The organism is Clavibacter sp. (assembly GCF_014802555.1).
Taxonomy (GTDB): domain Bacteria; phylum Actinomycetota; class Actinomycetes; order Actinomycetales; family Microbacteriaceae; genus Clavibacter; species Clavibacter sepedonicus.
The window spans coordinates 1-12,221 of sequence record NZ_JAAVCB010000051.1; the positions used below are offsets into that span (position 1 = coordinate 1).

The 12,221-nt window shown below is 73.4% G+C and carries 12 protein-coding genes and 1 pseudogene; 7 read left to right on the forward strand and 6 right to left on the reverse strand.

Going from position 1 to position 12,221, the window contains the following annotated elements; genetic code table 11:
• Positions 1-119: integrase core domain-containing protein (locus HDR73_RS05745; protein WP_287136286.1), on the forward strand; the 119-nt coding region annotated here is incomplete at its 5' end.
• A gap of 12 nt (positions 120-131) precedes the next feature.
• Here HDR73_RS05745 and rsmI read toward each other — a convergent pair.
• Both rsmI and HDR73_RS05755 read right to left on the reverse strand, forming a co-directional pair.
• Positions 132-947, reverse strand: coding sequence for a 16S rRNA (cytidine(1402)-2'-O)-methyltransferase (gene rsmI / locus HDR73_RS05750; RefSeq protein ID WP_012299615.1), 816 nt, complete (start codon positions 945-947; stop codon positions 132-134).
• Positions 948-1,012: 65 nt separating this feature from the next.
• On the reverse strand, positions 1,013-1,270 hold the full coding sequence (locus HDR73_RS05755; RefSeq protein ID WP_012299616.1) for a hypothetical protein: 258 nt from the start codon (positions 1,268-1,270) through the stop codon (positions 1,013-1,015).
• A gap of 605 nt (positions 1,271-1,875) precedes the next feature.
• Here HDR73_RS05755 and HDR73_RS05760 point away from each other — a divergent pair.
• Both HDR73_RS05760 and treS read left to right on the forward strand, forming a co-directional pair.
• Positions 1,876-2,319, forward strand: coding sequence for a DoxX family protein (locus tag HDR73_RS05760; protein WP_049791931.1), 444 nt, complete (start codon positions 1,876-1,878; stop codon positions 2,317-2,319).
• A 356-nt stretch (positions 2,320-2,675) separates the two neighbouring features.
• Positions 2,676-4,742, forward strand: a complete 2,067-nt coding sequence (gene treS / locus HDR73_RS05765) for a maltose alpha-D-glucosyltransferase (protein ID WP_502709177.1) — start codon at positions 2,676-2,678, stop codon at positions 4,740-4,742.
• 40 nt (positions 4,743-4,782) lie between these two features.
• On the opposite strand, the gene HDR73_RS05770 is transcribed toward treS, so the two are convergent.
• On the reverse strand, positions 4,783-5,112 hold the full coding sequence (locus HDR73_RS05770; RefSeq protein WP_012299619.1) for a hypothetical protein: 330 nt from the start codon (positions 5,110-5,112) through the stop codon (positions 4,783-4,785).
• Complete coding sequence (locus HDR73_RS05775; RefSeq protein ID WP_012299620.1) at positions 5,112-5,666, reverse strand: hypothetical protein; 555 nt, start codon at positions 5,664-5,666, stop codon at positions 5,112-5,114. Before HDR73_RS05775 ends, HDR73_RS05770 begins: the two co-directional genes overlap by 1 nt.
• Positions 5,667-5,892: 226 nt before the next feature.
• Here HDR73_RS05775 and HDR73_RS05780 point away from each other — a divergent pair, with 226 nt between their 5' ends.
• Both HDR73_RS05780 and HDR73_RS05785 read left to right on the forward strand, forming a co-directional pair.
• Entirely contained in the window at positions 5,893-7,617 is a 1,725-nt protein-coding gene (locus tag HDR73_RS05780) for a dolichyl-phosphate-mannose--protein mannosyltransferase (RefSeq protein ID WP_012299621.1), read from the forward strand.
• Entirely contained in the window at positions 7,617-8,621 is a 1,005-nt protein-coding gene (locus HDR73_RS05785; RefSeq protein WP_012299622.1) for a YeiH family protein, read from the forward strand. Before HDR73_RS05780 ends, HDR73_RS05785 begins: the two co-directional genes overlap by 1 nt.
• Before the next feature lie 128 nt (positions 8,622-8,749).
• On the opposite strand, the gene HDR73_RS05790 is transcribed toward HDR73_RS05785, so the two are convergent.
• A complete protein-coding gene (locus HDR73_RS05790; RefSeq protein ID WP_012299623.1) occupies positions 8,750-9,121 on the reverse strand; it encodes a VOC family protein in 372 nt (123 codons plus the stop codon).
• Positions 9,122-9,197: 76 nt separating this feature from the next.
• On the reverse strand, positions 9,198-9,905 hold the full coding sequence (locus HDR73_RS05795; protein ID WP_012299624.1) for a helix-turn-helix transcriptional regulator: 708 nt from the start codon (positions 9,903-9,905) through the stop codon (positions 9,198-9,200).
• A 156-nt stretch (positions 9,906-10,061) separates the two neighbouring features.
• Here HDR73_RS05795 and HDR73_RS05800 point away from each other — a divergent pair.
• Positions 10,062-11,358, forward strand: a pseudogene (locus HDR73_RS05800) (O-acetylhomoserine aminocarboxypropyltransferase/cysteine synthase family protein).
• A 17-nt stretch (positions 11,359-11,375) separates the two neighbouring features.
• Positions 11,376-12,113 (forward strand): CoA-binding protein, encoded by a 738-nt coding sequence (locus HDR73_RS05805; RefSeq protein WP_223842787.1) that lies wholly within the window; start codon positions 11,376-11,378, stop codon positions 12,111-12,113.
• Positions 12,114-12,221 lie beyond the last annotated feature (108 nt).

Consider the following 12,221-nt stretch of genomic DNA (forward strand, 5'->3'; position numbering starts at 1 on the left):
CCCGCGCCGCGACCTACCCTGCCTGGCTGCATCACTACAACCACCACCGCCCCCACACCGGCATCGGCGGACTCACGCCCGCCGAACGCGTTCACAACCTCACTGGGAACTACAACTAGCCGACCGACGCGTCACCTAGCCTGCAGCGCCGCCTGGTACAGGTCGCGCTTGCCGAGGCCGGTCGCCTCGGCGATGGTGCCCGCAGCGTCCTTGAGGCGCGCGCCGTCGGCGACCAGCTCGAGCACCTGCGTCACGCCGGTCGCGAGGGCGACCTCGAGCGCAGCGGCGCCCTCCGCGACCACGACGATCTCGCCGCGCACGCCCTCGGCGGCCCAGGCGGCGAGCTCGGCGGCGGATCCGCGGCGCACCTCCTCGTACAGCTTCGTGAGCTCGCGGCACACGACGAGCCGGCGATCCGGGCCCCACTCGGCGACGACGTCCTCCAGCGACGCCTGCAGGCGGTTCGGCGACTCGAAGAAGACCATGGTGCGGCGCTCGCGCACGAGCTCGCGGAGCACGCGGCGCCGGTCGCCGCCCTTGCGCGGCAGGAAGCCCTCGAAGGTGAAGCGGTCGGTCGGCAGGCCCGAGACGGCGAGCGCGCTGAGCACGGCGCTCGGCCCGGGGATCACCGTGACGCGCACGCCCGCCGCGGCCGCCGCCTCCACGAGGTGGAAGCCGGGGTCGGAGATCGCGGGCATGCCGGCGTCGGAGAGCACGAGCACGTCGGTCTCGCGCGCCAGCTCGACGAGGTCGGCGGAGCGCTCCTGCTCGTTGTGGTCGTGCAGCGCGATGAGCCGCGGCCGGTTCTCGACGCCGAGCGCCGTCAGCAGGCGGATGGTCGTGCGGGTGTCCTCGGCGGCCACGACCGTGGCGGAGGACAGCGCCTCCACGAGCCGCCGCGACGCGTCGCCCAGGTTGCCGATGGGGGTCGCGCCGAGGATGATCACCGGTCGATCATCCCATCCGGCCGGGTGGGGTCCGGGCCGGCGGTGTCCGGGTCGGGCAGGCCGGATCAGTCCCCGACGTGGGGAGGATCGTCGACCTCGGCGTCGCCCGGGTCGCCCCAGCCGCGGATCCAGTTCACGATCCCCGCGCCGATCGAGACGAGCCCGACCGGCACGCCGAGCAGGACGATGGTGTCGAAGCGCCCGGCGTTGCTGATCTCCCCGAACGCGCCCGTGAGGCCGAGCACCGACACCACGCACAGGACGACGCCGAGGATCACCAGCCCGAGGGTCTCGCTCCCGCGCGACCTGCTCCGCAGGAACACGGTTCAGCGCCCCGCGGGCGCGTCGGCACCCGCGCCCACGTGAGCGGCCACGCCGTGATCCGCGCCGGCGGGTGCGAGGCCGGAGATGCGGCGGGGATCGACGAGGGGCACGGATCCATGCTGGCACGGCGGACGCGGGCGGCGAGGTCCCTGCCGCTGCAGGCCAGCCCGTCCCCGAGGGATCATCTGCTCCATCGCGGCGCGATTTGACTCCTCCACCCGCCGCCCCGTACGGTCGTTGAACGTTCAACGCAATAGTGCGGAGTGCCGAGGGCACGTCGGGGCCACCGATCGCACGGCGGTCCGGCCGGCTCATCAGCGGCATCCCGGCACGCTCTCGAGCAGCGCGGCCGTTCGTCCGGCATCCGATCGCGGATGAGCGGGAGGGCTCGCCGCCTCGCTCGCCGCCTCGCTCGCGGACGGCGCCCGTGGGCATGAGCCCCTCGAGATCGCGGAGCCCTCGCTCCGGCGAGATCGCCCGATCGCGCATCGCCCGGATCCCCGCGCCGATCACGCCGGCCGGCCACGCGCTCCGGCCCCTCGCGCCGCACGACACCGACTCCCGCTACATCCACCACCATCACCGAAAACGAGGAGAACCCCGCATGCGCACGCTGCTCCACCCCGCCCGCACGTCGCCCGCCCTCCAGGACGCCGCCCTGCTCATCGCCCGCGTCGCGATCGGCTTCATCCTCATGGCGCACGGCCTGCAGAAGTTCCTCGACTACACGCTCGACGGGACCGCCGCCACCTTCACGCAGATGGGCATCCCGGTCCCGGCCGCAGCGGCGGTCTTCGCCGCGACCGTCGAGACCGTCGGCGGAGCGGCGCTGATCATCGGCCTCCTCACGCCGGTGGTCGCTGCGCTCAACGTCCTCAACCTGCTCGGCGCCTTCGTCATCGTGCACGCCGACAAGGGCGTCTTCGTCGACGGCGGCGGCTACGAGCTGGTGCTCGCCCTGATCGCCGGCCTGGTCGTCGTCGGCCTTCTCGGAGCGGGCCGCTTCAGCGTCGACGGGCTCCTCAGCCGCCGCACTCGCACCGCCTGAGCGATCCTCCTCGACCGGAGCCCTCGGCGCCCCGCCCGCGGCGAGCCCGGCGAGCGTCGAGCCGGCCGGCGGACCACAGCGCCCCCGCATCCTGCGTACGCTCGTGACAGCGGCCCCGCGGGCCGACGCTGCCCGGATCGGGCACGACGCACCACCACCACACCCGAGGAGCACCAGCGGACGACGCCATCGAGACGAACGCGATCCCCGAGCCGGAGCCCACGGAGATCACGTACGACGAGGAGCGCTTCCCGGCCCGGCCCGCCCGCCTCCGTGCACGTCCGCAGCTGCGCGCCAGCGGGATCCGCCGCTCGTCGAACGACCCGCGCGCCGCCGACGCGTCGAACCCGTCCTACGTGGAGTGGCTCCGCCGCCAGTCGATGCTCGGCGACGCCGACGTGCTGAGCCGTGGCCTCTCCGGCTCGCCCAGCATGTGGTCGAACCCGTACGCCCGGCCCGATGCGCGCCGCGCCATCGACACCGCGTCCGTGCGGTTCACCGCCTACCCGATCTCGCTCATCACCAAGGAGGGCGAGTCGTACCTCGGCGCGCTCGGCGACCCGCAGCTGTGGGAGATCTTCCAGTCCGTCGGCATCGAGGCCGTGCACACCGGGCCCGTGAAGCTCGCCGGCGGCATCACCGAGTGGTCGCAGACCGCGAGCGTCGACGGCCACTTCGACCGCATCAGCACCCAGATCGACGCCGCGTTCGGCACGGAGGACGAGTTCCGCCGCCTCACCGAGGTCGCCGACCAGCACGGCGGCAGCGTCATCGACGACATCGTGCCCGGCCACACCGGCAAGGGCGCCGACTTCCGCCTCGCGGAGATGGGCTACAAGGACTTCCCCGGGATCTACCACATGGTCGAGATCCCCGAGGAGGACTGGGGCCTCCTGCCCGACGTGCTGCCGGGCCGCGACGCCGTGAACCTCGACGTGGCCGCCGAGCAGGCGCTCGCCGACCAGGGCTACATCATCGGCCGCCTGCAGCGCGTGATCTTCTACGCGCCGGGCGTCAAGGAGACCAACTGGAGCGCCACGGCGCCCGTGCTGGGCGTCGACGGCCGCACGCGCCGCTGGGTGTACCTGCACTACTTCAAGCAGGGCCAGCCCTCCATCAACTGGCTGGACCCCACCTTCGCGGGCATGCGCATGGTCATCGGCGACGCGCTGCACTCGCTCGGCGACCTCGGTGCCAGCGCGCTGCGCCTCGACGCGAACGGCTTCCTCGGCGTGGAGAAGAGCGTCGAGGGACCGGCGTGGTCCGAGGGCCACCCGCTCTCCGAGGCCGCGAACCACCTCATCGCGAGCATGGTGCGCAAGGTCGGCGGGTTCTCCTTCCAGGAGCTGAACCTGACGATGGAGGACATCCGCGACACCGGCCGCGTCGGCGCCGACCTCTCGTACGACTTCATCAACCGGCCCGCGTACCAGCACGCGCTCGCGACCGGCGACACCGAGTTCCTGCGCCTCACGCTCCGCACCTCGCTCGAGGTCGGCGTCGAGCCCGTCACCCTCGTGCACGCGCTCCAGAACCACGACGAGCTCACCTACGAGCTCGTGCACTGGGCGACCGAGCACTGCGCCGACGTGTTCCCGTTCCGCGGCGAGGAGGTGACCGGCGCGGACCTCGCCGTCGCGATCCGCGGCGACCTCCTCGAGGAGCTCACGGGCGAGAGCGCCGACTACAACCACGTGTTCACGACGAACGGCATCGCCTGCACCACGGCGTCCGTCATCGCGGCCGCGCAGGGCTTCACCACGCTCGACGCGATCGGGGAGGACGACGTCGCCGGGATCCGCGCCGCGCACCTCCTGCTCGCCAAGTTCAACGCGTGGCAGCCGGGCGTCTTCGCGCTCTCCGCGTGGGACCTGCTCGGCGTCCTGCCGCTGCAGGCGTCCCAGGTGGCCGACCTCATCGAGGGCGGCGACACCCGCTGGGTCCACCGCGGCGGGCACGACCTGCTCGACGCAGCGCCGGAGGCCACCGCATCCGGATCCGGCATGCCGCGCGGCCACTCGCTCTACGGATCGCTGCCCGCGCAGGTCGACGACCCGCAGTCGTTCGTCTCCGGCCTCCGCAGCGTCCTCGAGGTGCGCGAGCGCTTCGACGTGGCGCTCGGCACGCAGGTCGACGTCCCGGACGTCGGCCACCACGGCATGCTCGTGATGGTGCACCGGCTCGACAACGGCGACCCGGAGGCCGACGCGCGCCTGCAGCTGACGGTGCTCAACTTCACGGGCGAGGCGATCCTCGCGACCGTCCGCTCCGAGGAGCTCCCCGCCCGCCGCGTCGTCCGCGACGCCACCACGGGCGAGGAGGTCGGCACGGTCGACGACCTGTCCAGCTTCCCCGTGCAGCTCGAGCCCTACGCGGGCCTGTTCCTCATGCTCGACGAGGAGCAGGAGGCCGAGGAGGCGTAGTCCTCCCGGCCTCCGGGCCCCGGGTGCGCCGACCGGCGGATCAGCACCACGCCTCGAGGGCGACGTCGCGGATCCGCCGGTCGCGGATGTCCGCCCACTCCACGGCGATCCGCGGCGCGGCGATCGGATGCCGCACGAGGTCGGCGACGCGGTTCGTCAGGAGCCGGGGCGTCACGCAGCCGGACGCGAGGATCCCCGTCACGGCGACGTCGGCGCCCCGCGTGCGCTCGAGCCCCGCATGCGTGCGCACCACCCCGGCGTCGAGGGCGCGCAGGTCGTCGAGCGCCGGGATGGCGTCTCCCGCGAACGCGATGCGCGGCGTCCGCGGACGGCTGCCGCCGGTGGAGGGGTCGAGGAGCGGCGCGCGCATCAGGGCCTCCTCCGGCGACGCGGCGGGACGCGGCGATCCCCGGCGCCACCCCCGCCACGGAGGCGCCCGGTCCCGACCGGACGCCCGCCGAGCCGCACGTCGTGCAGGGCGGGCGATCCCCCGCACGGCACGACGACGAGGTCGCCGACCGCCAGGTCGTCGGGGAGCGCGACCGCGGCCGTCCCGGACGTCGGCGTCGCGGCCACGATCCGCACGACCGAGCGGCAGCCGGATCCCCGGCCGAGGACGCGCGCCTCCCCCCAGCGCGCGTCCACGCCGTCGAGGTGCCCGTCGACGCACACGACGCGCTCCCCGTCCGCTCCCGCGAGGACGGCGGTCACCGCCACGACGACGAGCGCGCCGCAGCCGTCCCCGTCGCCGCGGATCCCCATCGCCTCGCCCGAGTGGACGCAGGGGGTGCCGCACACCTCGACGAGCCGCCGCATCGAGACCCCGGCGACCACGCCGTCGTCGAGCGCAGCGGGGAGCGCGGAGGGGACCGCGGCGTCCTCGCCCGATGCCCGCGACGGCGCGACGGCCACGAGGACGCTCATCGCCGCGCCTCCGCCGGACGGGCGGGGACGGGGCGGACGGGGACAGCAGGCACACGGCACGGGAAGGGCGTGCGCCCAGTCCACCTCCGCGCGGATCCCGCCCGCCACCGCGCTCATGACACCCCTACGACGGCGGGCCGGAACCTCACGGCGTCCCGACGACCGGCACGGGCCGCGGAGCGTCCGCGACCTGCGGGGCCAGCGCACGTGCGTGCGATGATGAGCCGTGCCCGACTCGCCCCACCGCCCCACCGAGCACGGCGCTGACGGCACGGCGGCGGACATCGCGGCGGATCCCACGCCCGACCACTCCGACGCCCACGACGCGACCCCGACCCGCGTCGCCCGCCGCGCGGACGAGCGCGCGGTCACCGCCCGCGGATCCCGCCTCGACGACCTCTGGGCGCGCCTCGTCTCCACCCCCGCGCGCCGCCGCGCGTGGCACTGGGGCGGCCCGATCGCCATCACGCTGCTCGCCGCGGTCCTCCGCATCCAGAGCCTCGGCCCCCCCGCCACGCTCGTGTTCGACGAGACCTTCTACGTGAAGGACGCGTGGACCCTCCTCCACCTGGGCTACGAGGGGTCGTGGCCCACGGATCCGAACCCCGACTTCATCGCCGGCCAGACCGACGGCTACCTGCAGGCGCCCGCGTTCGTGGCGCACCCGCCGCTCGGCAAGTGGATCATCGCGCTCGGCCTCGCGGTCTTCGGCGCGGCGGATCCCGTGGGCTGGCGCATCGCGACGGCCGTCGTCGGCACGCTCGCGGTCGTCCTCCTCATGCTCATCGCCCGCCGCCTCACGGGTTCCGCGGTCGTCGCGACGATGGCCGGGTTCCTGTTCGCGATCGACGGCCACGCCATCGTGATGAGCCGCGTCGCGCTCCTCGACACGCACGTCATGTTCTTCGGCCTGCTCGGCTTCGGCGCGATCCTCCTCGACCGCACCTGGCACGAGCGCCGGTTCGAGCGCCTCCTCGCCCTGCGCCGCGACGCCCGGCCCGAGGGCGCGCCCCCGCTGGAGTTCGGCCCGATCGTGCTGTGGCGCCCGTGGCTCATCGCCGCCGGCCTCGCGTTCGGCGCGACCTCCTCCGTGAAGTGGTCCGGCATCTTCTTCCTCGCGGGCTTCGGCCTCTACGTGGTGCTCACCGACATGCTGCTGCGCCGCCGCCACGGGCTCGCCGCCTGGTTCACGGCGGGCGCGGCCGTGCAGGGTCCGGTCTCGTTCCTCCTCCTCGTGCCGGCCGCGATCGCCGCCTTCCTCGCCTCCTACGCGGGGTGGTTCGCCACCTCGAACGGCTACTTCCGCAACTGGGCGGCCGAGGGCGCGAACGCGTGGCAGGGCGGGCTCGCGTGGGTGCCCCTGTCGATCCAGAGCCTCTGGCACTACCTCGCGCAGCAGTACTCGTTCAACGTGGGGCTCGACGTCTCGCACCCGTACCGGGCGGATCCGCGCCTCTGGCTGCTGCTCTACCGGCCGACGCAGTTCTACTACGAGGGCTACGGCTACGGCGAGTCGGGCTGCACGATCGACGCGTGCTCGGCGTCCATCACGTCGATCGCGAACCCCATCATCTGGTGGCTCTCCGTCGCCGCGATGCTCTACCTCGTGTACCGGCTCGCCGCCCGCCGCGAGTGGCGCGTGGGGCTCGTGCTCATGGGCATGGTCGTCGGGTACCTGCCGTGGCTGCTCTACGTCAACCGCACGGTGTTCCAGTTCTACTCGATCGCCTTCGAGCCGTACCTCATCCTGTGCCTCGCGATGGTGCTCGGCATGATCCTGAGCGACCGCGGCGATGCCCGTCCGCGGCGCACGCGCGGCATCGTGATCGTGGCCGCGGTCCTCGTCGTGTGCGCGCTCGTCAGCGCGTTCTTCTACCCGCTCTGGACCGGGCAGCTCGTGCCCACCTGGTTCTGGCGGCTGCACGCGTGGATCCCCTCGGGCTGGATCTGATGCCCGCCACCGCCACCCGTCTGCACCCCGCGCTCCCCGGCCTCGGCGCCGCGGCGGCCGCGGCGCTCGTCGCGTGGGCCGTGCACGCGCTCGTCCCGGCGATCCCGCTGCTCACGATCGCGGTCGCGCTCGGCATCGTCGCGGCGCAGATCCCCGCCGCCCGACCCGCGCTCACCGGTGCGCTCAAGCCCGGCCTCACGCTCGCGTCGAAGCGGCTGATGCGGATCGGCGTGGTGCTCCTCGGCCTGCAGCTCGGCCTCTCCGACATCGTCGGGCTCGGCTGGCGGGCCGTGCTGCTCGTAGTTGCCGTCGTGGTCCTGTCGTTCGCGGGCACCTACGCGATCGCCCGCGCGCTCCGGATGCCCGGCCAGCAGCCGCTCCTCCTCGCCACCGGCTTCTCGATCTGCGGCGCGAGCGCCATCGGCGCCATGGCCGGCGTCACGCGCGCGAAGGCCGCGGACCAGGGCGCGCCCGTCGCGCTCGTCACCCTCTGCGGCACCCTCGCGATCGCCGTGCTGCCGCCGCTCGCCGGCCCGCTCGGCCTCGACGACGTCACCTTCGGGCACTGGGTCGGCGCGGGCGTGCACGACGTCGGGCAGGTCGTCGCGACCGCCCAGATCGCCGGATCCGCCGCCCTCACCATCGCGATCGCCGTGAAGCTCACGCGCGTGCTGCTGCTCGCGCCCGTGGTCGCCGTGGCGGGCGTCGTGATGCGCCGCCGGGACGGTCGGGTCGAGGGCGCCGCGCGTCCGCCGATCGTGCCGCTGTTCGTGCTCGGCTTCCTCGCCGCCGTGCTGGTGCGCACCTTCGTGCCGCTGCCTGTCGGCGTGCTCGACGCAGCCCAGGTCCTTCAGACGGCGCTCCTCGCGATCGCGCTCGTGGCGCTCGGATCCGCGGTGCGCCTCCGCGAGCTCGTGGGCCAGGGCGGATCCGCGCTCGCCGCAGGCCTCCTCTCCTGGGCGCTCATCGCGGGCCTCGCGCTCGCGGCCGTGCGCCTCAGCTGAGCCGCCCCGGCTCGCTGCTCACGCATCGCGGCGGTCCATCGAAGCGCGAGCGACGCGACGACGACGAGGACCACGGGAGCGGGGCCGACGAGGTCCGCTCGCCTTCCACCCGCACGCCGGCGCGAGGCTCAGTCCGGTCGCGTGAACAGGTTGACGAGGTTGCCGTCGGGATCGCGGAACAGCACCGACCGGTTGCCCCACGGCATCGTCGTCGGCTCCAGCACGACGTCCTCCAGCGAGCCGCGGAGCCTGGCGAACTCCTCATCCACGTCGTCGACGAGGAACTCGAGGATGACCGAGCGGTTGCTGGCCGGCTGCGTCGTGGCCTCCCCGAGCGTGGCGACGGTGGCTCGGCTGCCGATCGCGACGGCACCGCCTCCGGTCCTCAGCTCCGCGAACACGGGCGCCGGTCGCACGGCTGCGACACCCAGCACCGCCTCGTAGAAGCACGCGAGCCGGTCGACGTCGTCCGTGATGATCCTGATCGATGTGAAGTCCATGCTGATCCTCTCCGCCGGATCGCGTGACCCGGCGAGACCATGCTCACGGAGCTCGACGACACCGTCGTGTCGGTGTTTACGAGGATCCCTCGCTCGCGTAGACGGGGCGAAGGTCCCCGTGCGGGATCTCGAGGTCCTCCGCGCGGAGCTCGCGTCGTGGCGGACGCTCCCCCGTCGGGTCCGCCGTCACGATGCGGTCCGCGCGGAACGCCCGTACCCCGTCCCGCGTCCGGCACCAGCCGATGAGGTACCAGCTCCGGTCGCGGTGCACGTACCCGAGCGGCTCGACATCCCGCGTCGTCTCGACGTCACGCCGGTCGCGATAGCGGATCCGCAGCACCTCGCGCCTCCGGAGCGCATCCGCGAAGCCGGTCGGGAACGTGTCGGTGCGCCCGTCGTCCAGCAGGTGGATCCGCGTCGCGAGGCCGGTCGTCTCCTCCGCCCTGCGCCCCTCGGTGACGGCGAGGACCTTCTGCAGGGCCGTGGCCGCGGCCGGTGCGAACGGACCCTCACGCAGCATCGCGAGCCCGATCGTCACCGCGAGCCCCTCCTCCACCGTGAACCCCAGGGGAGCCAGTGTGTGCGCCGCATCGATGCAGTACCCGCCCGTCCGTCCGGGCTCCGCCCAGATCGGGACACCTGCCTGCTGCAGCGCCGACAGATCCCGCTCGATCGTCCGCGAGCTCACCTCGAACCGCTCCGCGAGCTGACGCGCGCTCCGAGGACGCGGCGCCACACGACGCAGCTCCTCCACGAGGGCGTACAGGCGATCGGTGCGGGTCACCGCCCCAGCGTAGGCATCGCGTGCGGTGCTGCACGCGGACGCGGACAGGTCCTCCCCCGCCACCCGTCGACCGACCGCGTCATCCCCGCCTCCCCGCATGTCGCCGCATTACGGCCCGGCCGGGGAACCGTCGGGAGCGCGGGCTAGCGTCGGGTCATGGTCGATCGCGAGTACGGGTTCAAGACGAGGGCGATCCACGCGGGCAACATCCCCGACGGCACCACGGGTGCGCGCGCCCTCCCCATCTACCAGTCGAGCGCGTTCGTCTTCGACGACACCTCCGACGCCGCCGCGCGCTTCGCGCTGCAGAAGTACGGCAACGTCTACTCGCGCCTGTCGAACCCGACGGTCGCGTCGTTCGAGGAGCGCGTCGCGAGCCTCGAGGGCGGCCTCGGCGCGGTCGCGACGGCGAGCGGGCTGAGCGCGCAGTACATCACCTTCGCCTCGCTCGCGGGCGCCGGCGACCACATCGTCGCCTCCGCGAACCTCTACGGCGGATCCATCACCCAGCTCGACGTGACCCTCCGCCGCTTCGGCGTGGAGACCACGTTCGTGCAGTCGAGCGACCCGGCCGACTACGCCGCCGCGATCACCGACCGCACCAAGCTCGTCTTCGCCGAGACCGTCGCGAACCCGTCGGGCGAGATCGCCGACATCGAGGGCCTCGCCGCCGTCGCCCACGCGGCCGGCGTGCCGCTCGTCATCGACTCCACCATCGCGACCCCCTACCTCAACCGGCCCATCGAGTGGGGCGCCGACATCGTCATCCACTCGGCCACCAAGTTCCTCGGCGGGCACGGCACGACGCTCGGCGGCGTGGTCGTCGAGTCCGGCCTCTTCGACTGGGAGAGCGCGCGCTTCCCGCTCCTCGACCAGCCCGTCCCGAGCTACGGCGGCCTCAACTGGACCGGCAACTTCGGCGAGTACGCGTTCCTCACCCGCCTCCGCGCCGAGCAGCTCCGCGACATCGGGCCCGCGCTCGCGCCGCACTCCGCGTTCCTGCTCGCGCAGGGCGTCGAGACGCTGCCGTACCGGATGCAGGCGCACATCGACAACGCGCGGGCCGTGGCCGAGTGGCTCGATGCGGATCCGCACATCACGGCCGTCAACTGGGCGGGGCTGCCCGCCCACCCGCACCACGAGCGGGCGCGCAAGTACCTGCCGACGGGCCCCGGATCCGTGTTCACGTTCGAGGTCGCGGGCGGCCGCGCGGTCGGCCAGCGCTTCATCGAGTCCGTCGAGCTCGCGAGCCACCTCGCCAACATCGGCGACGCCAAGACCCTCGTCATCCACCCCGCGTCCACGACGCACGCGCAGCTGAGCGAGGCGCAGCTGGTGGACGCGGGCGTGCTGCCCGGCATCGTCCGCTATCAGCGTCGGCATCGAGGACGTCGCCGACATCATCCACGACCTGGACCAGGCGCTGACCGCCGCCACGGAAGGAGCGAAGTGAGCTTCGACACCGGCGGCGTGCCGCCCGAGAAGACCGGATCCGCTCCCCACCCGGCCGCGGACGCCGCCGACCTCGCACCGCTCGACCCCGCCGAGGAGGCCGCGGACCGCGCGGCCGGCGACGCGGCCGAGGCGCAGGCAGCCGACGCCGACGCATCCGTTCCCGCCGAGCCGGTCGCCGACCCCGACGCCGACGGCACCCAGACCACCCAGCTCCAGAACGGCCTCACCTGCGCGATCCCCCGTTCGAGCCCGCTCGCCGCGCTCCTCCGCTCCGAGCGCACGTGGACGGGCCCGAGCGCGAAGGAGCGCCAGGCGATCCTCCGCCGCGCGAAGAGCGTCGCCATCGTCGGCGCCTCGCCGAACCCGGCCCGCTCCAGCTACTTCGTCGGCACCTACCTCCAGCAGTCGAGCGACTACCGCGTGTACTTCGTGAACCCGAACGCCACCGAGATCCTCGGGCACACGGCGTACCCCGACCTCACGTCGCTGCCCGAGGTGCCCGACATCGTCGACGTGTTCCGGAAGGCCAGCGACATCCCGTCCGTCGTGGACGACGTGGTCGCGATCGGCGCGCCCGTCATCTGGGTGCAGCTCGGCATCTGGAACCAGGAGGCGGCGGTGGACGCCGAGGCCCGCGGCCTCACGGTCGTCATGGACCGCTGCATCAAGGTCGAGCACGCCCGCTTCCACGGCGGCCTGCACCTGCTCGGCTTCGACACGGGCGTCATCAGCTCGCGCAAGGCCGCGGTCTAGCTGTACTGGGTCATGACGTTGGTGACACTCGGGCCGCGGGCGTGAGCCCGTGGCTTGAGTGGATTCGTTCAGTGTTGTAGTGCTCGATGAAGGGGTCAAGCGCGTCGG

Excerpts from the sequence above, each read along its gene's own strand:
- HDR73_RS05760 (WP_049791931.1), top strand. The coding sequence starts at position 1,876 with ATGCGCACGCTGCTCCACCCCGCCCGCACGTCGCCCGCCCTCCAGGAC.
- HDR73_RS05770 (WP_012299619.1), bottom strand. The coding sequence starts at position 5,112 with ATGCGCGCGCCGCTCCTCGACCCCTCCACCGGCGGCAGCCGTCCGCGG.
- HDR73_RS05775 (WP_012299620.1), bottom strand. The coding sequence starts at position 5,666 with ATGAGCGTCCTCGTGGCCGTCGCGCCGTCGCGGGCATCGGGCGAGGAC.
- HDR73_RS05785 (WP_012299622.1), top strand. The coding sequence starts at position 7,617 with ATGCCCGCCACCGCCACCCGTCTGCACCCCGCGCTCCCCGGCCTCGGC.
- HDR73_RS05790 (WP_012299623.1), bottom strand. The coding sequence starts at position 9,121 with ATGGACTTCACATCGATCAGGATCATCACGGACGACGTCGACCGGCTC.